Raw genomic sequence first — 20,799 nt, 5'->3', positions numbered from 1 at the left:
GGTTCCTCGGTCAGGGCTGGGTGGCTGCAGACGGGGCGACGAAGCCGGGCTCGCCCGGCCCCGGACGGGCCTGGCCCGGCCCGTAGATCACGGCCTGCGGGTTGTCGCTGAAGCGGCTGGCGGCCGTGCCCATCTGGCGCGCGGCGCGCGAGACATCATCGGCCGCTCGGTTGGCGTGCGGCACCGTGCTGCGGCCCAGCGAATCGGCCATGCGGGTCAGTGCGCGCGTGCTCTGGGCGATCTGCTCCAGCGGCCCGTCCTGCGCGTTCACGCGGCGCACGGTCTGCTGCAGCTCGGACGCCACGGCGGCGGCTCCGTTGCTGGCCTTCTCCAGCGACTGCAGGGTGTTGTGGGCGTCGGCGGCGAGCTGCGGCACCTGGGTGGACAGCGTGCGGTCCAGGTTCTGCGTGAGCTGCTGCACGCCTGCGGCAGCGGCCGCAATGTTCTCCAGCGCCTGGCTTACGCGCTTTTGGTTGTCGGTGTCCAGCATGTCGCTGAGGCGGCGCGAGATCTCATCGGCGCGCTCCAGCAGCACCTGCCCCTGGTCGGCCAGCATGCTCAGCGGCGAAGAGCGCAGCGGCAGGCGCGGCAGGCCGCTGGGGCCCGGGGGCAGTTGGGGCTGGGGCTGGTCCGCATCATCGAGCTGCACATGGGCCAGGCCCGTGACGCCCTGGTAGCCCAGCACGGCGAACGTGGTGGGCGTGATGGGCGTGTTCACGCCGATGGCGATGCGGATCAGCACATTGCCATTGGTCTGCGGATCGAACCCGATCCGCGTGACCTTGCCCACGGCCACGCCCTTGTAGCGCACGGCCGCCTGGGCCTGCAGGCCGCTGATGCCATCCTTGGTGGACAGTTCGTACTCGTTGTACTGCCGCGTATCGCGCGTCAGCCAGATCGCCAGCCCCGCCAGCAGGGCCGCCACGACCAGCACGAAAATGCCGGCCGCCATGGCATGTGATTTGTTTTCCATATCAATGGTCCATAACGTTGAGCCCAGCAAAACAAGGCATGGGGCCACAGCCCCCAGGGCCAGCACTCAGAGCGCGGCCTTCAAAATCGGCGCACCCCAAGGCAAGGGACACCGAGCAAGGGCCGCCCCGCCGCGAGGGTGTCGCCGGGTGCCCGTACGCCCCCCCCCGCAAAGCGAGAGGGGGGAAGGCGCGAAGCGACTCAGGGGGGCTTCTCATACCGTGCTCATCGCGCGCCTGCCGCGCTCGCCCTGGAAGAAATGCTCGATGAACGGATGCTTGAACTCGGCCACCTCGCGCGGCGGGCCGCTGACCAGCACCTTCTTCTCGGCCAGCACGGCCACGCGCGAGGACAGTGCGAACAGCGTGTCCAGGTCGTGCGTGACCATGATGACGGTCAGGCCCAGCTCGGCACGCAGCTCGCGCAGCAGTTCGCAGAATTCGTCGGAGCTGGTGGGGTCCAGGCCGGCCGTGGGCTCGTCGAGCAGCAGCAGGGGCGGGTCCATGATCAGCGCCCGCGCCAGCGCCACGCGCTTGATCATGCCGCCCGAGAGATCGGCCGGCATGCGCGAGGCATGCTCGGGCTTGAGGCCCACCATCTGCAGCTTGACCAGGGCCGCGTCGCGCACCAGTTCGTCGGGCAGCGTGCCCTGCTCGCGCAGCGCGAAGGCCACGTTGTCCAGCACGCTGAAGGCCGAGTACAGCGCCCCGTGCTGGAACAGCATGCCCACGCGGCTGGCGGCGCCCTCGCGGCCCATTTCGCTGGCCGGGCGGCCCAGCACTTCGACACGCCCCTTGGTGGGCTCCAGCAGCCCCAGCATCTGGCGCAGCAGCACGGTCTTGCCCGTGCCCGAGCCGCCGACGATGGACAGCATCTCGCCGCGCTGCACATCCAGGTCCAGGTCCTGGTGCACGGCAAAGGCGTTCTCGCCTTCGCCGAACACGCTCCACAGCCCGGCGATGCGCACGATGGGCTCGTCGGCTGCGGGCGTGGAGGAGGTTTCGGTGTCCATGGCCATCAGATTCCGACATCTTTGAAAAGGATTGCGAAGATCGCATCCACCACGATGACCATGGTGATGGCCGACACCACCGAGGCCGTCGTGCCCTTGCCCAGGCTCTGCGTATTGGGCTCCACGCGCAGGCCCCAGTGGCAGCCGATCAAGGCGATGAGGGCGCCGAAGACCACGGACTTGCCCATGGCGATCCAGAGGTTGCCGATCTTCACGGCGGCAGGCAGCGCCTCGGCAAAGTAGGCGCCCGTGACGCCCATGGTCAGGTCGGCGGCCAGCATGCCGCCGGCCAGCGCGGCCAGCGTGGTCCACAGCGAGACCAGGGGCATGGCAATGGCCAGCGCCAGCGCACGCGGCAGCACCAGGCGAAAGCCGTGCGGTATGCCCATGACCTGCATGGCGTCCAGCTCTTCGGTGACGCGCATCACACCGATCTGGGCGGTGATGGCCGAGCCCGTGCGGCCCGCCACCAAGATGGCCGCCAGCAGCGGGCCCAGCTCGCGGATCAGCGAGATGCCCAGGATGTTGACGATGAAGGATTCCGCCCCGAACTGGCGCAGCTGCAGCGCCATCAGGTAGGCCAGCACCACGCCGATCAGAAAGCCCACCAGGGCCGTGATGGGCAGGGCCGTGGCGCCCATGGAGTAGAGGTGGCCGGAAATGTCGCGCCAGGGGCCCCGGTGCGGGGCACGCGCAAAGCGCACCAGGTCGATCAGCAACTGGCCGATGAGCCGCGTCAGCTGTGCGAAATGGCCACAGGCGTTGATGACCAGGCAGCCCAGGCTGTCGATGTGCTCCAGCAGGCTCAGGCGCGGGGCCGGCGGTGCAGGCTCCTTGGAAAAACGGGCCACGCGGTCGAGCATGGCGCGCTGCGCGTCGCTGGCCGCCAGGCGTGCGGGCAGGCGACGGCCCCAGTGGTTCCACAGCAGTTGCGCGCCCACGTGGTCCAGCCAGTCCAGCCCTTGCAGGTTCCAGCCCAGGTCATCGCCCTTGGCGTCGGCCAGCTGTGCACGCAGCCTGCGCCATTGCGCCCGCCGGCCCAGCTCGGCCGCGCCCCAGGAGCCGGTCAGCAACGCCCATTGGCCGTCGTTGTCACGGCGCAGGCTGCATTGGGGGGGATTGTTGAGGGCAGACAAGTGCAGGAAGTCCTTGGGGGTTGCGAAGGCGAGGCCGAGGCGCGTGGGCAGGCACGGTGGCACGCCCGCCAAGACCGCAGGATAACCGAGCGGCGCGGCCCGCAGATTGCCCCGCAACGCCGTGTGCGCGACGGCTTTGCCCTACGCGTGCAATTTTTATCAAAAAACCAGCGGGACCGCCATCGCTGCTGCATGCGCTGCTGCGAAAAAAGGAGTCCAGCGCGCTTTCCCTCTCGACAGTGCGCATGCCGTCCGCACAATGGGCCGAAGCACCAACCCCGGCTCCCAAGGACGTTCCGGCCCGCAGCGGACGCCCGCCCATCTCCATGAGCAATACCACCTTCGACTACATCGTCATCGGCGCCGGCACGGCAGGCGCCCTCCTGGCCAACAGGCTCTCGCGCGACGGCCGCAGCCGCGTGCTGCTGATCGAGGCGGGCGCCAAGGACGACTACCACTGGATCCACATCCCCGTGGGCTACCTGTACTGCATCGGCAATCCGCGCACCGACTGGCTCTACCAGACCGAACCCGACGAAGGGCTCAACGGCCGCAGCCTGCGCTATCCGCGCGGCAAGACGCTGGGCGGCTGCTCCAGCATCAACGGCATGATCTACATGCGCGGCCAGGCCCGCGACTACGACGGCTGGGCCGAGCTGACCGGCGACGACGCCTGGCGCTGGGACCAGGTGCTGCCGGCCTTTCGCCAGCATGAAAGCCATTGGCGGCTGGACGCCGGGGGCAACGCCGATGCGCGCTTTCGCGCCCTGCACGGCGGCACGGGCACAGGCGGCAGCGGCGAATGGCGCGTGGAGCGGCAGCGCCTGCGCTGGGACATCCTGGACGCCTTTGCCGAAGCCGCCCAGCAGGCCGGCATTCCGGCCACCGAGGACTTCAACGGCGGCAGCAACGAGGGGGTGGGCTACTTCGAGGTCAACCAAAAGGGCGGCCTGCGCTGGAACACCGCCAAGGCCTTCCTGCGGCCCACCTGCTATGGCCGCCCCAACTTCGAGCTGTGGACCCATGCCCAGGTCAGCCGGCTGCTGTTCGAGCCGTTGCCCGCCGGCGGCCTGCGCTGCAGCGGCGCCCAGGTCTGGACCGGCTCGGAAATGGTCGATGTGCAGGCCAGCCAGGAGGTCCTGCTGTGCGCGGGCGCCGTGAACTCCCCGCAGATCCTGCAGCTGTCGGGCATAGGCCCGGGGGCGCTGCTGCAAGGCCACGGCATCGCCGTGCGCCACGACCTGCCCGGCGTGGGCGAGAACCTGCAGGACCATCTGCAGATCCGCTCGGTCTACAAGATCAAGGGGGCGCGCACGCTCAACACCATGGCCAATTCGCTGTGGGGCAAGGCCGGCATCGGCCTGGAGTACCTGCTGCGCCGCAGCGGCCCCATGAGCATGGCGCCCTCGCAGCTGGGCGCCTTCACGCGCAGCAGCCCCCAGCAGGCGCACCCCAATATCCAGTACCACGTGCAGCCGCTGTCGCTGGACGCCTTCGGCGAGCCGCTGCACGGTTTTCCGGCCTTCACGGCCAGCGTCTGCAACCTCAACCCCACCAGCCGGGGCACGGTACGCATCCGCAGCGGGGACTTCCGCCAGGCGCCTGCCATTGCGCCGCACTACCTGTCCACGCCCGAGGACCGGCAGGTGGCCGCCGACAGCCTGCGCGTGACGCGGCGCATCGTCAGCCAGAGCGCGCTGGCGCGCTTTGCCCCCGAGGAATGGAAGCCCGGCGTGCAATACCAGAGCGACGAGGACCTGGCCCGCCTGGCCGGCGACATTGCCACCACCATCTTCCACCCGGTGGGGACCACGCGAATGGGCCGCGCCGACGACCCCATGGCCGTGCTCGACAGCCGCCTGCGCGTGCGCGGCGTACAGGGCCTGCGCGTGATCGATGCAGGCGCCATGCCGCGCATCACCAGTGGCAACACCAACAGCCCGACGCTGATGATGGCGGAGAAGGCCGCCGGCTGGATTCTTGCGGACAGGCAGGGCCGGGGCCAGGAGCCGGCACGGCAGAGCACGGAACCGGCCGTTGCGCTGGCCGCCTAGGACTGCTCCTGCAGCAGCGGCGGAATCGCCGCCAGCAGCGCATCGATGGTCACGCGCAGCCGGTAGGGCAGAAAGCGCGTGCGCGGCCACAGCACATGCAGGGGAATGCGCGCGGCCGGCACGTCGGGCAGCAGGCGCACCAGCGCCCCGCTGTCCAGCGCACTGCGCACCCGCCACAGCGGCATGTGGGCCAGGCCCGCGCCCTGCAGCGTGGCCGTGGCGATGGTTTCTATGTCGTCAAAGCCCAGCGCCGGTTCCAGCACGGGCGCGGCCAGCGATCCATCCTCACCGGCCAGCCTCCAGGGGGCGGCGCGGCCGCTGCGCATATAGGCAATACAGCGATGCCCGGCCAGGTCGGCCACGCTGCGCGGCGCGCCATGGGCCTGCAGATAGGCGGGTGATGCGCACAGCACCATGGTTTGCATGCCAAGGCGCCGCGCAACCAGCCAGTCGCTGTCAGACAGTTCCCCGCTGCGTATGGCCAGGTCGATGCCGTCATCGGCGAAGTCCAGCTGGCGGTCGGTGAAGCTGGCCTCGATGCGCAGGCGCGGATGCAGCTGCGCCAGCTCCAGCAGCAAGGGAGCCACGTGGTGGCGGCCGAAGACCACGGGTGCGCTGATGCGCAGCCGGCCCACCACTTCCCGCCGCCCGGCTTCCAGCATGTGCCGGGCGGCATCCAGGTCCTCCAGCGCCTGCGCGCAGCGCTCGTAGAACATCTGGCCGTCCTCGGTCAGCCCCAGGCTGCGCGTGGTGCGCACGAACAGCCGCGCGCCCAGGCGCTCTTCCAGCCGCGCCACGGCCTTGCCAACAGCCGAGCGCGTAAGGCCCAGGCGCTCGGCCGCCTGGGCGAAGCTGCCGGCCTCGGCCGAGGCGACGAAAGCGCTGACGCCTGCCAGCCTGTCATTTGCAATTGGTTCCATAAATTCTACAAACCATAGCCTCAATTGAATCAATGCAATTATGGAGGAATCAATAGACTGAAGTCCTGTTTGATATCTGCCTCGAAAGGACCGCCTTCCATGACCGTGCCTGCGTCTTCCCCATTCATGCAGCAATGGCAACTGCCCGCCCTGGGCCATGAAAACCTGCAGCTGGTGCAAGTCCCCATTCCCGAGCCCGGGCAGGGCCAGGTACTGGTGCGTGTGCATGCGGCATCGCTGAACTACCGCGATCTGCTGACCCTGCGCGACGGCATGGGCATGGGGCCGGCCCTGCCCCTGGTGCCCGGCTCGGACATGGCTGGCGAGGTGGTCGCCATCGGCCCGGGCGTCGCGGAGTTCGCGGTTGGCGACGCCGTGATCAGCACCTTCTTCTGCGGCTGGCAGGACGGCGTGCAGCCGCGCACCAGCCTGCCGCTGGGCTCGCCCGGGCCGGGCATGCTGTCGGAATACGTGGTGCTGGGCGAAGACAACCTGGTCGCCGCGCCCCGTCAGCTGGACTTTGCGCAGGCCAGCACCCTGACGTGCGCGGGCGCAACGGCCTGGTTCGCGCTGGCCGAGTCCGCGCCCACGCGGCCCGGGGACACCGTGGTCATCATGGGCACGGGCGGCGTGGCGCTGTTCGCCATGCAGATCGCCCATGCCCAGGGTGCGCGCGTGGTGGTGGTTTCGGGCAGCGACGACAAGCTGGCGCGGGCTGCGCAGCTGGGTGCAGACCACGGCATCCACCGCCACCGCACGCCGGACTGGGCCGCCGAGGTGCGCGCCCTCACGGGAGGACGCGGCGCCGACCATGTGCTGGAACTGGCCGGGGGGGATAACTTCGGCCGCTCGCTATCGGCCCTGGCACAGGGAGGCCGCGTGTCGGTGATCGGCAATCTGCAGGGTGACGAGCTGCGCGGCTCGGTCTATCCGCTGCTGCTGGGGCGCGCCACCGTTCAGGGCATCGGCGTGGCACACCGGCGTGCGCTGCAGGATCTGGTGCGTGCCGTGGACTGGCTGAAGCTGCAACCTGTGATCGACAGCGAATACGCGCTGGCCGATCTGCCGGCAGCCCTGGAGCATCTGGAGCGGGGTGCTTTCGGCAAGCTGGTGCTGCGCATGCGCTGAACGTCCGGCAACCGGCAATCATCGTCCCAGCCCCTTGCTGGTGCAATCCCGCACTTTCGCGGCAACTGCGGGAAATCCCCGATGCACCACCCAGGTGCGGCCATTAAAGTCCATCCACTCTCGCGGTACCACAGTGCTGCACAAGAGGGGCCGAGGAGACAACTCGTACACAACCAGATCAACATTCATAAATAGCATCCCAAGATGCATTTCCCAGAGCGCCGGCAAGTCCGGCGCTTTTTTTATGCCTGCGGCCAGCCTGATCCGGCACCGTGGCGGTGCGACAATCGCCGCCCTATGGAATGGATCATCGTCTCGCTGGCCTCGATGCTGGCCGGCTTCGTGGACGCCATCGTGGGCGGCGGAGGCCTCATCCTGCTGCCCGCGCTGTTCGCCACCTTCCCCACCGCACCACCGGCCACCCTGCTGGGCACCAACAAGAGCGCCTCCGTCTGGGGCACGGCCATGTCCACCTGGCAGTACGGCCGCAAGGTGCAATTGCCCTGGCGCGCGATGATGCCGGCCGCCTGCGTGGGCATGGCGGGCTCCTTTGCGGGGGCCTGGGCCGTCACGCAGATCTCCCCCGACTTCCTGCGCCAGTTGCTGCCGCTGGTGCTGCTGGGCGTGCTGGTCTATACGCTGGCGCGCAAGGACATGGGCCGCAACCACACGCCGCGCTATTCGGGCCGCGCCGAGACGCTGATCGCCTGCGCCATCGGCCTGGCCATCGGCTTCTACGACGGGTTCTTCGGCCCCGGCACGGGCAGCTTCTTCGTGTTCCTGTTCGTGCGGCTGATGGGCTATGACTTCCTGAACGCCTCGGCCTCGGCCAAGCTGCTGAACATGGCCACCAACCTGGCGGCGCTGGCGCTGTTCACGCTCAAGGGCCATATCTGGTGGCACCTGGCCGTCCCCATGGCGGTGGCCAACGTGCTGGGCGCCATGCTGGGCACGCACATGGCCCTGCGCCATGGAACGGGCTTCGTGCGGGTCATCTTCATCGGCGTGGTGAGCCTGCTGATCCTCAAGACCGGCTACGACGCCTTCATCGCCTGAGCACGCAGGCCAGCGGCATCCGCAACACCTGCCATCGGCATCGGCGACGGCAACCTTCTATAATTGCCGACTTTTCGCCTTGAGCTGCGGCGGCAGGTGCATGTCGCACCCCTGCCAGCGGCTGCACCCGACCCGCCGCGCAGCCACGCAATCGGCCCCGCCGTCCATGGCCATGCACCGATCCGTGCGTTGGCGCTTTCCCCCTCTTGCGGCGCCGGGGTCAGGTCCTGAGCGACAGCCCTCCTGGAGCTTCCATGAAACGCATTACCGTCATCGCCGCCGCCGCGCTGGCCCTGTGGACCGCCGCAGGCGTTCAGGCCCGCCCCTTCGACGCCATCCAGAAGGAAGGCACGTTGCGCCTGGCCACCGAAGGCTATTACGCGCCCTTTGCCCATTTCGAGGGCAAGCAGCTGACCGGGTTCGAGGTCGAGCTGGCACAGATGCTGGCCGGCAAGATGGGCGTGAAGTACGAGTGGAAGACCATCAGCTTCGACGCCCTGCTGACCGGCCTGCAGCAGGACCGCTGGGATCTGGTGATTTCCTCGCACGGCATCACGCCCGAGCGCGAGAAGGCCGTGACCTTCACCCAGCCCCACTACTGCTCGGGCGGCATCGTGATGTCGCTGGACCCGGCCATCCGTTCGGCCAAGGACCTGGCGGGCAAGACGGTGTCGGTGCAGACCGGCTCCACCTATCTGCAGTACATGGAGAAGAACGTGACCGGCATCAAGCGCCTGGTCAACTTCCCCACGAACGAGGCCGCGCGCAATGCGCTGCTGTCCAAGCGGGTGGACGCCTGGGTGACCGAGCGCTTCATTGCCAAGGAACTGCAGCAGAAGAACCCCAATGCCCAGCTCAAGCAGGGCGAGATGCTGCTGGTCGAGCGCATCGCCGCCGCCGTGGCCAAGGACAACAAGTCGCTGGCCGACGCCTGGAACAAGGCCTTCAAGGACGCCCTGGCCGACGGCAGCTACGCCAAGCTGTCGCAGAAATATTTCCACGAAGACATCCGCTGCCCTGACTGAGGCCCCGGGCAGATCTGCCCGACCGGCGCCCACTTGCAGGGCGCCTTTTTGTTTCTAGCCCACCTATGCTTACCGTCCTCTGGCCCGCCCACTGGAGCCGCTCGCAGCGCAGCAACGCCACCCTGGTCACGGCCCTGCTGCTGATGGTGCTCGTGGTTTCGCTGCTGGGGCAGTTGCTGTCCCTGCTGCCCGAGCCCATAGGCTCCAATGCCGACACCTTCGCCGATGGCGCGCGCACCACGCTGTACCTGACGCTGGCCAGCGGCGCCGCCGGCCTGGTGCTGGGCATCGCCGCCGCGCTGGCGCGCACCTCACGCACGGCCGCCCTGCGCTGGGCTGCAGGCTTTTACGTCTGGGCGATCCGCGGCACGCCGCTGCTGGTGCAGATCCTGTTCATCTACTTCGCGCTGCCGGTGCTGATCCCGGGCCTGAACCTGCCCGACTTCGCCGCCGCCTGCATTGCGCTGGCGCTGAACGTGGGCGCCTACAACGCCGAAGCCGTGCGTGCCGGCCTGCAGGCCGTGCCGCGCGGCCAGGCCGAGGCCGCGCGCGCGCTGGGCCTGCCGCGCAGCCGCGTCTTCATGGACGTGGTGTTCCCGCAGGCCTTCAAGATCTCGCTGCCGCCGCTGGTGAGCAACTTCGTGGCCCTGCTCAAGGATTCGTCGCTGGCGTACGCCATCGGCGTGGTGGAGCTGACCAATGTGGGCAACCGCATCCAGTCGGCCACCTTCCAGCCCGTGGAGACCCTGGTCACCGTGGGCGTGACCTACCTGGTGCTGACCACGCTGGTGACCCAGGTCACGGCTGCCGTGGAGTACCGCTTCGACGTGGAGGGCCGCCACAAATGAGCGCCGACAAGCTGGCACGGGGCATGCCCTACATCGTGGCCGACAAGGTCACCAAATCCTTCGGCAGCCACCAGGTGCTCAAGGGCGTTTCCACGCAGTTCTGCACGGGCGAGGTGACGGTGATCATCGGCGCCTCGGGCTCGGGCAAGTCCACGCTGCTGCGCGCCATCAACCGGCTGGAGCCGCATGATGGCGGGCGCATCACCATCGACGGCGTCGAAGTCACCGACAACGAAGCCACGCTGCAAAAGCAGCGCTGCGAAGTGGGCATGGTGTTCCAGCAGTTCAACCTGTTCGGCCACATGACGGTGCTGGACAACGTGACCCTGGCGCCGCGCCGCATCCACAAAACGCCGCGCGCCCAGGCCAATGCCAAGGCCATGGCCCTGCTGGAGCGCGTGGGCATGCAGGCCCACGCCCACAAGTACCCGTGGCAGCTGTCGGGCGGCCAGCAGCAGCGCGTGGCCATTGCCCGCGCCCTGGCCATGGAGCCGCAGGTGATGCTGTTCGACGAGCCCACCAGCGCGCTGGACCCGGAGATGGTCCAGGAGGTGCTGGACGTGATGCGCGAGCTGGCACGCGGCGGCATGACCATGATCGTGGTCACCCACGAAATGGGCTTCGCCCGCGAGGTCGCCGACCGCGTGATGTTCTTCGACCAGGGCTGCATCGCCCACGAGGCGCCACCGGCCGAATTCTTCGGCAACCCGGCCAGCGAGCGGATCGCGGCGTTCATCGGTCGCATGGGGCATTGAGGCCCGGGCCTGCGCACACAGGCTGCTCAAGAAAGCAAAGAGCCGGCAATGCCGGCTTTTTTGCTTTCTCAATCCTCCAGCTCGCCAGCAGACGGCGGCGGCAGCGCGGCAGCGCGGTTGGATGCCACAGGCGCCGATGCCTCGGGCGGCTCGTAGCGCGGCAGGCCGGGCAGGTTCACGGTTTCCGCATCCAGCGTGATTTCGGAGACGCGGCGCGGGGTGCCTATGGGGACGCCGGCCTGGCCCTTGCGCATGGCGGCCATGTCTTCCAGGCTGGGGTAGCGGCCCAGCAGCCAGTAGTCGAACACGCGGCGCGCCAGCGGTGCGGCGGCAGCGGCGCCGAAGCCGGCGTTCTCCACGATGGCAGCGACGGCAATAGTGGGGTTGTCGGCCGGCGCGTAGGCGATGTACAGCGAGTGGTCGCGCTGGAACTCGGACAGGCGTGCCGCGTTGTACTTCTCGTTCTGGCGCACGCCCACGGCCTGGGCCGTGCCGGTCTTGCCGGTGGAGGTGTAGGGCGCGTTGCCGAAGATGCCGCGCGAGGTGCCCTCCACCGTCACGGCGGCCACGGCGGCGCGCACGGCCTCCACGTTCTCGGGCTTGTAGCCCATGCTGGTGCCTGGGTCCTTGTTGATGGCCGAGAACTGCTGCGTGACGGCATCGACACGGCCCACGGCCAGGTGGGGGCGGTGCTTGACGCCCTTGGCCGCCAGCGTGGACATGGCATTGGCCAGCTGCAGGATGGTGAAGTTGTTGTAGCCCTGGCCGATGCCCAGCGAGATGGTCTCGCCCGCGTACCACTTCTTCTGCTCGGGCCGCTTGTAGGTGTTGCGCTTCCACTCGGTGCTGGGCAGCACGCCGCGCGCCTCGCCGCGCACATCGATGCCGGTGAGCTGGCCGAAGCCCAGCGGCTTCATGTAGTCGTGGATCATGTCCACGCCCATGTCGTTGGCCAGCATGTAGTAGTACACGTTGGACGACTTGATGATGGAGCGGCGCAGGTTGGTCGGCCCGTTGGGGTGGCCCGAGCGGAAGGTGTGGCCGCCGAAGGTCCAGCTGCCGTTGTCCATGATGGTGGTGTCCGGGCGGCGCTTGCCCGACTCCAGCGCGGCAATCGCCATGAAGGGCTTGTAGGTGGAGCCCGGCGGATAGGTGCCCCGCAGCGCGCGGTTGAGCAGCGGGCGGTTGATGGATTCGTTGAGCGTGGTCCAGCTCTCCTGGTCGATGCCATCGACGAAGAGGTTCAGGTCGAAGGTGGGACGGCTGACCATGGCCAGCACTTCGCCGCTGCGCGGATCGATGGCCACCAGGGCGCCGCGGCGGTCGCCGTACAGCTCCTCCACCATGCGCTGCAGCTTGATGTCCAGCGACAGCACCAGGCTGTCGCCGGGCGTGGCGGGGCGGCTGCCGAGCTTGCGCACGGCATGTCCGCCGGCCGAGGTTTCCATTTCCTCCCAGCCGGTCTGGCCGTGGAGGTCGGTTTCGTAGCTCTGCTCCACGCCCAGCTTGCCGATGACGTCGGTGCCACGGTAGTTGGCGGCGTCGTCGGAGTCTTCCAGCGCCTCTTTCTCGCGCTGGTTGATGCGGCCGATGTAGCCGATGACATGGCTGGCCGTGTCCTGCATGGGATAGGTGCGGAACAGCCGCGCCTTGATGTCCACGCCCGGGAAGCGGTAGCGCTGCGCGGCAAAGCGCGCGACCTCGTCATCGGTCAGGCGCGTGCGGATGGGCAGGGAGTCGAAGCTGCGGGAGTCGTCCACCAGGCGCTTGAACTTGCGCCGGTCGCGCGGCGTGATCTCGACGATCTCGGCCAGGCTGTCGATGGTCTCTTCAAGGTTGCCCGCGCGCGAGGGCATGATCTCCAGCGTGTAGGCCGAGTAGTTGGTGGCCAGCACCACGCCGTTGCGGTCCAGGATCTGGCCCCGGTTGGGCACGATGGGCACCACGGCCGTGCGGTTGCTTTCGGCGCGCTCGGACAGCTCCTCATGGCGCTGCACCTGCAGCACCAGCAAGCGCGCCACCACCAGCCCGAAGGCCAGCAGCACCACCACGCTCATCACCCATGCGCGCAACCTGAATCGCTGCAGCTCGGCTTCTGTATTGCGGATTTCCATCACGCGTCAAGCCTCACAGGGGACGGTTCTCGTCACTGTCCGGCGGGCGGCGCTGAGGCGCCAGCAGCAGGCCGCTGACCAGGGGCCACAGCAGGGCCTCGATCAAAGGCGCGACGACCACCAGCGGGCCGGGCATGATGCCACCGGCCACCATGCGCAGCAGCACCTGCAGGCCGTGCACCACGGCAAACAGCGGCAGCAGGTGCAGCGCCTGCACGGGCGTGGAGAACCACGACAGGCGCCGGCCCATGGCGCCGGCCGCGAACACCAGCAGCGCATAGGCCAGCGCATGCTGGCCCAGCAGGGAGGAGCGGTCCACATCCATGCACAGGCCCAGCAGGAAGGCCACGCCCATGCCCACGCGCTGGGGCTGGTTCAATGCCCAGAAGGCCAGCAGCACCATGAGCAGGTCGGGTTGCCAGGCCTGGCGTCCCAAGGGCAGCATGTTGAGTGCCAGCGCCGCCAGCAGGCTGACGACGATGAACAGGGGATTGACCGGCAGCAGCAGCTGCTGGCCGCGCGGCATGATCATGCGGGCTCCTTCCTGGCGGAGGCGGGTGCGGCGGGAGCAGCGGGTGCTGCAGGCGTGGCCGGCGCATCTGTCTTGCCGGCCTTGCCACCGTCCTTGGAGGCTTCCTTGCCCTTGCCATCCTTGGGCTTGTCTTTTTCCTTGCCCTTGTCTTTTTCCTTGCCCTTGCCGGCGCGCAGGGGTTCGGCAGCGCCTTCCGCCTCGGGATGCGTGGCGCGGTCCAGCGGCTTGAGCACCACCACGTGGCGCACGCCCTGCACGCGGCCCACGGGTTCGCAGTAGATGCGGGAGAAGGCCGAGTCCGCGCGGCGCTCCACCGAGACCACCTTGGCCACGGGCAGGCCCGGCGGGTACAGGCCGTCGACGCCGCTGGTGGTCAGCAGGTCGCCTTCCTGCACATCGGCATTGCTGGGCATGAAGCGCAGCTCGATGCCGCCGGTGCGCAGCGGCGACGGGTCGCCATAGGCCACGCTGCGTGCACCGGTGCGCGGGTTGAAGACGGGAATGGCCTGGTCGCGGTCGATGAGCAGGGTGACCTCGGAACGCAGCGGATACACGCGCGTGACCTGGCCGACCACGCCCTTTTCATCGAGCACGGGCGAGCCCTGGGCGATGCCGTCCACCTGGCCGCGGTCGATGACCACACGGCGGGTATAGAGGTCGGGGCTGTCGTAGACCACTTCGGCCGCCGTGCCGGGCGTGGTCAGGCGGTCGCGCAGCTGCAGCAGCTCGCGCAGATGGTCGTTTTCCTGGATCAGTTCGTCGGCCAGCGAGGCACGCTGGGCCATGGCCACCAGTTCCTTGCGCGCGCCCTGCTCCCGGGCCTGGGCCTCGTCCAGCGAGCCCAGGTAGCGGCTGGCGTCGTGCACGGCCTCCACCGGCTTGAGCATCACCCACTGCACGGGGTACAGCACGGTGGACACGGCCACGCGCACGGGGTCGGTGATCCTGAAACGCGCGTCGGCCACCATCAGAAACAGCGCCAATGCGCTGTAGATGGCCAGTTGGGAGACGCGCGAGGGCCGCCGCTTGAACAGCGAGGGCGCCGAGTGGTCCAGGGTGTTGGGATTCATGCGCCCCTCCCGCGCGGCAGGGCCTGCCCTGCCGCACTTGCTGCGGCCTGGAAAGCACGGGCCGGGCCCGGTGCGAAGGAAGGCAGGGCAAGCATGCAGGTCACCACGGAAGGGAGAAGAAAAACGTTGCAGTCGGTCGGCTGCCGCCCGGGCCCGCGACAACGGGCCCCGGCCTGCGCCGCGTCAGTCGCTGGTGAAGATGCTGCCCTGGCGGTCCATGGTCTCCAGCGCCATGCCGCAGCCGCGCACCACACAGGTCAGCGGTTCCTCGGCCACGAGCACGGGCAGGCCCGTCTCTTCGGCCAGCAGGCGGTCCAGGTCGCGCAGCAGCGCGCCGCCGCCGGTCAGCATCATGCCGCGCTCGGCAATGTCGGCGCCCAGCTCGGGCGGGGTCTGCTCCAGCGCGTTCTTGACGGCGCTGACGATCTGGTTGAGCGGGTCGGTCAGGGCTTCGAGCACCTCGTTGGACGAGATGGTGAAGCTGCGCGGCACGCCTTCGGAGAGGTTGCGGCCCTTGACTTCCATCTCCTTGACTTCGGAGCCGGGGAAGGCCGAGCCGATGTTCTTCTTGATGGATTCGGCCGTGGGCTCGCCGATCAGCATGCCGTAGTTGCGGCGGATGTAGCTGATGATGGCTTCGTCGAACTTGTCGCCGCCCACGCGCACGGAGCCCTTGTAGACCATGCCGCCCAGCGAGATCACGCCGACTTCGGTGGTACCGCCACCGATGTCCACCACCATGGAGCCCGAGGCCTCGGACACCGGCAGGCCGGCACCGATGCCGGCGGCCATGGGTTCCTCGATCAGGTAGACAGAGGTGGCGCCTGCCGCCTCGGCCGCGTCCTTGATGGCGCGGCGCTCGACCTGGGTGGAGCCGCAGGGCACGCAGATGATGATGCGCGGGCTGGGCGTGAGCACCGAGCGCGGATGCACCATCTTGATGAACTGCTTGATCATCTGCTCGGTGATGACGAAGTCGGCAATCACGCCGTCCTTCATCGGGCGGATGGCCTCGATGTTGCCGGGCACCTTGCCCAGCATGGCCTTGGCTTCACGGCCCACCGCCTGGATCACCTTCTTGCCATGCGGGCCGCCTTCGTGGCGGATGGCGACAACGGAGGGTTCGTCCAGAACAATGCCCTTGTCGCGGGCGAAAATCAGGGTGTTGGCTGTGCCAAGATCAATGGCAAGGTCGGTGGAGAAATACCGACGGAAAGCTCCGAACATTACGAGAGTCCTCTCAGGCACGGCATGCTCGTCGGCCTGCCATCGCCGGGATGAAAGTTAGGGAGTCTGGATGGGGTTGGCTTTTCGCACAATGACCAGCTCGGAGAGGGTCTTGCGGCAAAGCCGAGATAATACCGTATCCCCTGTGAATAACTTGTACTGCCGGGGCTTGAAATGCGGGTTTACATCCCGTTGCCCCCTTCAAAATTCCTATGGCACTGAACGCACAAGACATCGCACGCATCGCGAACCTCGCACGGCTCGAGCTCTCTTCCGCAGAGAGTGAGCGCATGCTAGGCCAGCTCAATGATTTTTTCGGCATCGTGGAGAAGATGCAGGCTGTGGATACTTCGGGCGTCAGCCCGCTGTCACATCCGGTCGCCGCCATCCAGGACATTGCCCTGCGCCTGCGCGAGGACATTGCCAGCGAGCCCGACCAGCGCGACGCCAATCAGCGCAGCGCCCCGGCCGTCGAGCGCGGCCTGTTCCTGGTCCCCAAGGTGATCGAGTGAGCGCCGGGCGTCGCTCGCCCTGCTTCCTGTCCCCTGGCATCCGTCCCCGTTTTCCGCATCCCATACATGACCCAGCAAACCACTGATCTGCACACGCTCGGCGTGTCGGCCCTGTCGGCCCTGCTGCGCGAGCGCAAGCTCGGCGCCGTCGAAGCCGCCCAGCATTTCCTGGCCCGCGCCCAGGCGCACCAGAACCTGGGCGCCTTCGTCAGCATCGACGAAGAGGCCACCCTGGCCCAGGCCCGCGCTGCCGACGCCCTTATTGCCCAAGGCAAGGGCGGTCGCCTGGCTGGCGTGCCCATTGCGCACAAGGACATCTTCGTCACGCGCGACTTCCCGACCACGGCCTCCAGCAAGATGCTGGCCGGCTATCGCTCGCCCTTCGACGCCACCGTGGTCACCCGCCTGGCCGAGGCCGGCGCCGTGACGCTGGGCAAGCTCAACTGCGACGAATTCGCCATGGGCTCGGCCAACGAGAACTCGGCCGTCGCGCCCGTGGGCTTCGACGCACCCGCGCCCGTGCGCAATCCCTGGAACCTGGACCGCGTGCCCGGCGGCTCCTCGGGCGGCTCGGCCGTGGCCGTGGCCGCCGGCCTGGCGCCCGCCGTCACCGGCACCGACACGGGCGGCTCCATCCGCCAGCCCGCATCGTTTTGCGGCATCACGGGCATCAAGCCCACCTATGGCCGCGCCAGCCGCTACGGCATGATCGCCTTCGCCTCCAGCCTGGACCAGGCCGGTCCCATGGGCAAGAGCGCCGAGGACTGCGCCCTGCTGCTGTCCGAGATGTGCGGCCCCGACCTGGACCGCGACTCCACCAGCCTGGACGTGCCCGCCGAGGACTTCACGGCCCGCCTGAACGACGGCATCGAAGGCCTGCGCATCGGCATCCCCGCCGAGTTCTTCGGCGAAGGCCTGTCGGCCGACGTGCGCGCCGCCGTGGATGGCGCGCTCAAGGAATACGAGAAGCTGGGCGCCCGCCTGGTGCCTATCTCGCTGCCGCGCACCGAGCTGTCGATTCCCGTGTACTACATCCTGGCCCCGGCCGAGGCATCGTCCAACCTCTCGCGCTTCGACGGCGTGAAGTTCGGCCACCGCGCCAAGGACTACACGGACCTGGTGGACATGTACAAGAAGACCCGCGCCGAAGGCTTCGGCGACGAGGTCAAGCGCCGCATCATGATCGGCGCCTACGTGCTGTCCGAGGGCTACTACGACGCCTACTACCTGCAGGCGCAGAAGATCCGCCGCATGATCGCCGACGACTTCCAGGCCGCCTTCCAGCAGTGCGACGTGATCGCCGGCCCCGCCGCGCCCACCGTGGCCTGGCAGCTGGGCGGAAAGAGCGACCCACTGGCCAACTACCTGGCCGACATCTTCACGCTGCCCGCATCGCTGGCCGGCCTGCCCGGCATGAGCGTGCCCGCAGGCTTTGGCGAGGCCGGCATGCCCGTGGGCCTGCAGCTGATCGGCAACTACTTCAAGGAAGGCCAGCTGCTCAACGCCGCCCACCGCTTCCAGCAGGCCACCGATTTCCACCTTCAAGCTCCGAAGGGCATCTGAGACCCCATGACCGCGAAACTCATCCAGGGCTATGAAGTCGTCATCGGCTTCGAGACCCACGCCCAGCTGGCCACCCAGTCCAAGATCTTCAGCCGCGCCAGCACCGCCTTCGGCGCCGAGCCCAACACCCAGGCCTGCGCCGTGGACATGGCGCTGCCCGGCACGCTGCCGGTGATGAACAAAAAGGCCGTCGAGTGCGCCATCCGGCTCGGCCTGGCGCTGGGCTCGCACATTGCGCCGCGCAGCATCTTCGCACGCAAGAACTACTTCTATCCCGACCTGCCCAAGGGCTACCAGATCTCGCAGTTCGAGATTCCCGTGGTCCAGGGCGGCGAGGTGTCCTTCTTCCTCGGCGACGAGAAGAAGACCATCCGCCTGGTGCGCGCCCACCTGGAGGAAGATGCCGGCAAGTCGCTGCACGAGGACTTCATCGGCCAGTCGGGCATCGATCTGAACCGCGCCGGCACGCCGCTGCTGGAGATCGTGACCGAGCCCGACATCCGCAGCACGGAAGAAGCCGTGGCCTACGCCAAGACGCTGCACCAGATCGTCACCTGGATCGGCATCTGCGACGGCAACATGCAGGAAGGGAGCTTTCGCTGCGACGCCAACGTCTCTGTGCGCAAGCCCGGCCAGCCGCTGGGCACGCGCCGCGAGATCAAGAACCTCAACAGCTTCAAGAACATGCAGCTGGCCATCGACTACGAGATCCGCTGGCAGATCGAGGAAATCGAGGACGGCCGCCGCATCCAGCAGGCCACCGTGCTGTTCGACCCCGACACGGGCGAGACGCGCTCCATGCGCACCAAGGAAGACGCGGCCGACTACCGCTACTTCCCCGACCCCGACCTGCCGCCGCTGGTGGTCGCGCCCGAGTGGGTGGAACAGGTCAGGGCCGACATGCCCGAGCTGCCGCGCGCCATGGCCGCGCGCTTTGTCGAGCAATATGGCCTGCCCGAGTACGACGCCACCACGCTGACGCAAAGCCAGGCCATGGCCGCCTACTTCGAGGACACGGCCCGGGCCTGCAATGCGCCCAAGCTGGCCAGCAACTGGATCATGGGCGAGATCTCGCGCCGCCTGAACACCGAGGAAATCGGCATGGAGGCCGCCAAGGTCTCCAGCGCCCAGCTGGCCGCGCTGATCCAGCGCATCGGCGACGGCACCATCTCCAACAACGCCGCCAAGCAGGTGTTCGAGGCGCTGTGGACAGGTGAGGGCCAGGACGTGGACGCCATCATCGAGGCCAAGGGCCTCAAGCAGATGAACGACACGGGCGCGCTGGAGAAGATCATCGACGAGGTGATCGCCGCCAATCCGGCCAACGTGGAGCAGTACCGCGCAGGCAAGGACAAGGCCTTCAACGCCCTGGTCGGCCAGGTCATGAAGGCTTCCAAGGGCAAGGCCAACCCGGCGCAGGTCAACGAGCTGCTCAAGGCCAAGCTGGCCTGACCACACGCCCGGTCCACCCGGTCCACCAGGCCCGCCCACCGTGGCGGGCTTTTTTTCGTGTGCACGCTCCGCGCCGGCTGTCCCGCACCGAACAGCGCCTGCGCCTGCATGTCTCCAGAATCCCTGCCATCGCACCTGAGGAGACAGCATGACCACCAGCACCGACCGCCTGCACATCCCCGGCCTGCCCTGGGCCGACTCCCCTGAAGCCGTAGGCCTGGGCGGCGCGCGCCTGGCGCGCCTGTCGGCCCGGCTGCAGCGCGGCGTGGACACCGGCGAGATCCCGGGCGCCGTGGCCCTGGTGGCGCGGCGCGGCAAGCTGGCCTATCTGGAGAGCTTCGGCCTGCTGGACCCCGAGGCCGGCACGGCCATGCGGCCCGATGCCATCTTCCGCATCGCCTCCATGAGCAAGCCCATCACCTCGCTGGCCATCATGATGCTGGCCGAGCAGGGTCGGCTGTCCATCATCGAGCCCGTGGAGCAGTACCTGCCCGAGCTGGCCGCGCTGCGCGTGGGCCTGGAGCGCGCGCCGCTGGCACGCTCCATCACGCTGCAGGACCTGCTGCGCCACACCTCCGGCATTCCCTATGGATTCGCCGGCACCGAGCACCCCGTCAAGAAGATGTACCTGGATGCGGGCCTGTTCAGCGGCAAGTTCACCAATGCGCAGTTCATCACCAGGCTCGCGCAGCTGCCGCTGGTGGCCCAGCCCGGCGAGACCTGGGAATACGGCATGTCCACCGATGTGCTGGGCCGCGTGGTCGAGGTGGTCAGCGGCCAGACGCTGGCCGCCTTCGTGCGCGAGCACATCACCGGGCCGCTGGGCATGGCCGACACGGGCTTTCATGCGCCCGACAGCGAGATCGCACGCGCCGCGCGGCCCCAGCCCGAAGGGCCGCAGAAACAGATGCCGCCCATCCCCCCGGTCACGCGCGCCATGATGTTCGAGTCGGGCGGCGGTGGCATGGTCTCGACCATGGCGGACTACGCGCGGCTGTGCCTGTTCTGGCGCAACGGCGGCACGCTGGACGGTGTACGCCTGGTCTCGCGCAAGACCGTGGAGCTGATGACCTCCAGCCACCTGCCCGCCAGCGTGCGCATGGGGCCGGACATGGCGTATTTCGGCGCCCAGTTGCCCTCGCCCGAGGTGGGCCAGGGCTTCGGCCTGGGCTTTGCGGTGCGCACGGCGCCGGGCCTCAACCCGCTGCCGGGCAGCGTGGGCGACTTTTCATGGAGCGGCATCTACGGCACCTTCTTCTGGATCGATCCGCAGGAGGACCTGTTCGCCATCCTCATGATGCAGTCCATGGCTCAGCGCATTCCCTACCGCTGGGTGATGCGCGAGGGCGTGTACCAGTCCGTGGTGGACTGAGCCGGCAGGCGCGCTGCACCGAAAGGGTGCAAAGCCCATGCTGCCAGCAAG

18 protein-coding genes are annotated in these 20,799 nt (G+C 68.2%); 10 read left to right on the top strand and 8 right to left on the bottom strand.

Translation table 11 applies throughout. The features are described 5' to 3' along the window. Positions 1-10 precede the first annotated feature (10 nt). The 3 genes from ACF8ML_RS18255 to ACF8ML_RS18245 all read right to left on the bottom strand — a co-directional run bounded on the left by ACF8ML_RS18255 (position 11) and on the right by ACF8ML_RS18245 (position 3,120). The gene (locus ACF8ML_RS18255; RefSeq protein WP_016448535.1) at positions 11-973 is read right to left on the bottom strand and encodes an MlaD family protein; all 963 of its coding nucleotides are present in this window, start codon (positions 971-973) and stop codon (positions 11-13) included. Positions 974-1,186: 213 nt separating this feature from the next. Continuing rightward, positions 1,187-1,990, bottom strand: a complete 804-nt coding sequence (locus tag ACF8ML_RS18250; RefSeq protein ID WP_016448536.1) for an ABC transporter ATP-binding protein — start codon at positions 1,988-1,990, stop codon at positions 1,187-1,189. Further along, a complete protein-coding gene (locus ACF8ML_RS18245) occupies positions 1,990-3,120 on the bottom strand; it encodes an ABC transporter permease (protein ID WP_016448537.1) in 1,131 nt (376 codons plus the stop codon). The genes ACF8ML_RS18250 and ACF8ML_RS18245 overlap by 1 nt, the downstream gene beginning before the upstream one ends. A 326-nt stretch (positions 3,121-3,446) precedes the next feature. On the opposite strand from ACF8ML_RS18245, the gene ACF8ML_RS18240 reads away from it, so the two are divergent. Then, a complete protein-coding gene (locus ACF8ML_RS18240; protein ID WP_016448538.1) occupies positions 3,447-5,174 on the top strand; it encodes a GMC family oxidoreductase in 1,728 nt (575 codons plus the stop codon). Here ACF8ML_RS18240 and ACF8ML_RS18235 read toward each other — a convergent pair. Beyond that, positions 5,171-6,094: a LysR family transcriptional regulator gene (locus ACF8ML_RS18235; protein ID WP_279493990.1), complete on the bottom strand. Its 924-nt coding sequence runs from the start codon at positions 6,092-6,094 to the stop codon at positions 5,171-5,173. The two genes, ACF8ML_RS18240 and ACF8ML_RS18235, sit on opposite strands and share 4 nt — an antisense overlap. A gap of 99 nt (positions 6,095-6,193) precedes the next feature. On the opposite strand from ACF8ML_RS18235, the gene ACF8ML_RS18230 reads away from it, so the two are divergent. The 5 genes from ACF8ML_RS18230 to ACF8ML_RS18210 all read left to right on the top strand — a co-directional run bounded on the left by ACF8ML_RS18230 (position 6,194) and on the right by ACF8ML_RS18210 (position 10,906). Continuing rightward, the gene (locus ACF8ML_RS18230) at positions 6,194-7,222 is read left to right on the top strand and encodes an NAD(P)-dependent alcohol dehydrogenase (protein ID WP_392407589.1); all 1,029 of its coding nucleotides are present in this window, start codon (positions 6,194-6,196) and stop codon (positions 7,220-7,222) included. A gap of 297 nt (positions 7,223-7,519) precedes the next feature. Next, positions 7,520-8,278, top strand: coding sequence for a sulfite exporter TauE/SafE family protein (locus tag ACF8ML_RS18225; protein WP_392407588.1), 759 nt, complete (start codon positions 7,520-7,522; stop codon positions 8,276-8,278). 254 nt (positions 8,279-8,532) lie between these two features. Then, on the top strand, positions 8,533-9,303 hold the full coding sequence (locus ACF8ML_RS18220) for an ABC transporter substrate-binding protein (protein WP_017404916.1): 771 nt from the start codon (positions 8,533-8,535) through the stop codon (positions 9,301-9,303). A 65-nt stretch (positions 9,304-9,368) separates the two neighbouring features. After that, positions 9,369-10,151 carry an amino acid ABC transporter permease gene (locus tag ACF8ML_RS18215; protein ID WP_016448543.1) on the top strand — a complete coding sequence of 261 codons (783 nt, stop codon included), beginning with the start codon at positions 9,369-9,371 and terminating at the stop codon, positions 10,149-10,151. Next, entirely contained in the window at positions 10,148-10,906 is a 759-nt protein-coding gene (locus tag ACF8ML_RS18210) for an amino acid ABC transporter ATP-binding protein (RefSeq protein WP_016448544.1), read from the top strand. The genes ACF8ML_RS18215 and ACF8ML_RS18210 overlap by 4 nt, the downstream gene beginning before the upstream one ends. Positions 10,907-10,974: 68 nt before the next feature. On the opposite strand, the gene mrdA is transcribed toward ACF8ML_RS18210, so the two are convergent. From mrdA to ACF8ML_RS18190, 4 genes are all read right to left on the bottom strand, one after another. Continuing rightward, positions 10,975-13,020, bottom strand: a complete 2,046-nt coding sequence (gene mrdA / locus ACF8ML_RS18205; protein ID WP_017404915.1) for a penicillin-binding protein 2 — start codon at positions 13,018-13,020, stop codon at positions 10,975-10,977. Between the two features lie 13 nt (positions 13,021-13,033). After that, positions 13,034-13,552, bottom strand: coding sequence for a rod shape-determining protein MreD (gene mreD, locus ACF8ML_RS18200; RefSeq protein WP_016448548.1), 519 nt, complete (start codon positions 13,550-13,552; stop codon positions 13,034-13,036). After that, complete coding sequence (gene mreC, locus ACF8ML_RS18195) at positions 13,549-14,622, bottom strand: rod shape-determining protein MreC (RefSeq protein ID WP_043791091.1); 1,074 nt, start codon at positions 14,620-14,622, stop codon at positions 13,549-13,551. Before mreC ends, mreD begins: the two co-directional genes overlap by 4 nt. Before the next feature lie 183 nt (positions 14,623-14,805). Continuing rightward, positions 14,806-15,849: a rod shape-determining protein gene (locus tag ACF8ML_RS18190; protein ID WP_012202293.1), complete on the bottom strand. Its 1,044-nt coding sequence runs from the start codon at positions 15,847-15,849 to the stop codon at positions 14,806-14,808. Between the two features lie 212 nt (positions 15,850-16,061). On the opposite strand from ACF8ML_RS18190, the gene gatC reads away from it, so the two are divergent. From gatC to ACF8ML_RS18170, 4 genes are all read left to right on the top strand, one after another. Next, positions 16,062-16,361: an Asp-tRNA(Asn)/Glu-tRNA(Gln) amidotransferase subunit GatC gene (gatC, locus tag ACF8ML_RS18185; protein WP_016448550.1), complete on the top strand. Its 300-nt coding sequence runs from the start codon at positions 16,062-16,064 to the stop codon at positions 16,359-16,361. 66 nt (positions 16,362-16,427) lie between these two features. Next, the gene (gene gatA / locus ACF8ML_RS18180) at positions 16,428-17,924 is read left to right on the top strand and encodes an Asp-tRNA(Asn)/Glu-tRNA(Gln) amidotransferase subunit GatA (protein ID WP_016448551.1); all 1,497 of its coding nucleotides are present in this window, start codon (positions 16,428-16,430) and stop codon (positions 17,922-17,924) included. Positions 17,925-17,930: 6 nt separating this feature from the next. Beyond that, complete coding sequence (gatB, locus tag ACF8ML_RS18175; RefSeq protein ID WP_017404913.1) at positions 17,931-19,376, top strand: Asp-tRNA(Asn)/Glu-tRNA(Gln) amidotransferase subunit GatB; 1,446 nt, start codon at positions 17,931-17,933, stop codon at positions 19,374-19,376. A 148-nt stretch (positions 19,377-19,524) separates the two neighbouring features. After that, on the top strand, positions 19,525-20,748 hold the full coding sequence (locus tag ACF8ML_RS18170; protein ID WP_392407587.1) for a serine hydrolase domain-containing protein: 1,224 nt from the start codon (positions 19,525-19,527) through the stop codon (positions 20,746-20,748). Positions 20,749-20,799: the final 51 nt, after the last annotated feature.

The organism is Delftia sp. WSY_10 (assembly GCF_043104705.1).
Classification (GTDB): domain Bacteria; phylum Pseudomonadota; class Gammaproteobacteria; order Burkholderiales; family Burkholderiaceae_C; genus Comamonas; species Comamonas tsuruhatensis.
This window is presented reverse-complemented; position numbering and strand designations above follow the sequence as displayed.

Bases quoted from the DNA above. Each gene is read 5' to 3' on its own strand.
- ACF8ML_RS18255 (WP_016448535.1), bottom strand. From the start codon at position 973: ATGGAAAACAAATCACATGCCATGGCGGCCGGCATTTTCGTGCTGGTC.
- ACF8ML_RS18250 (WP_016448536.1), bottom strand. From the start codon at position 1,990: ATGGCCATGGACACCGAAACCTCCTCCACGCCCGCAGCCGACGAGCCC.
- ACF8ML_RS18240 (WP_016448538.1), top strand. From the start codon at position 3,447: ATGAGCAATACCACCTTCGACTACATCGTCATCGGCGCCGGCACGGCA.
- ACF8ML_RS18235 (WP_279493990.1), bottom strand. From the start codon at position 6,094: ATGGAACCAATTGCAAATGACAGGCTGGCAGGCGTCAGCGCTTTCGTC.
- ACF8ML_RS18230 (WP_392407589.1), top strand. From the start codon at position 6,194: ATGACCGTGCCTGCGTCTTCCCCATTCATGCAGCAATGGCAACTGCCC.
- ACF8ML_RS18225 (WP_392407588.1), top strand. From the start codon at position 7,520: ATGGAATGGATCATCGTCTCGCTGGCCTCGATGCTGGCCGGCTTCGTG.
- ACF8ML_RS18220 (WP_017404916.1), top strand. From the start codon at position 8,533: ATGAAACGCATTACCGTCATCGCCGCCGCCGCGCTGGCCCTGTGGACC.
- ACF8ML_RS18215 (WP_016448543.1), top strand. From the start codon at position 9,369: ATGCTTACCGTCCTCTGGCCCGCCCACTGGAGCCGCTCGCAGCGCAGC.
- ACF8ML_RS18210 (WP_016448544.1), top strand. From the start codon at position 10,148: ATGAGCGCCGACAAGCTGGCACGGGGCATGCCCTACATCGTGGCCGAC.
- mrdA (WP_017404915.1), bottom strand. From the start codon at position 13,020: ATGGAAATCCGCAATACAGAAGCCGAGCTGCAGCGATTCAGGTTGCGC.
- mreD (WP_016448548.1), bottom strand. From the start codon at position 13,552: ATGATCATGCCGCGCGGCCAGCAGCTGCTGCTGCCGGTCAATCCCCTG.
- mreC (WP_043791091.1), bottom strand. From the start codon at position 14,622: ATGAATCCCAACACCCTGGACCACTCGGCGCCCTCGCTGTTCAAGCGG.
- ACF8ML_RS18190 (WP_012202293.1), bottom strand. From the start codon at position 15,849: ATGTTCGGAGCTTTCCGTCGGTATTTCTCCACCGACCTTGCCATTGAT.
- gatC (WP_016448550.1), top strand. From the start codon at position 16,062: ATGGCACTGAACGCACAAGACATCGCACGCATCGCGAACCTCGCACGG.
- gatA (WP_016448551.1), top strand. From the start codon at position 16,428: ATGACCCAGCAAACCACTGATCTGCACACGCTCGGCGTGTCGGCCCTG.
- gatB (WP_017404913.1), top strand. From the start codon at position 17,931: ATGACCGCGAAACTCATCCAGGGCTATGAAGTCGTCATCGGCTTCGAG.
- ACF8ML_RS18170 (WP_392407587.1), top strand. From the start codon at position 19,525: ATGACCACCAGCACCGACCGCCTGCACATCCCCGGCCTGCCCTGGGCC.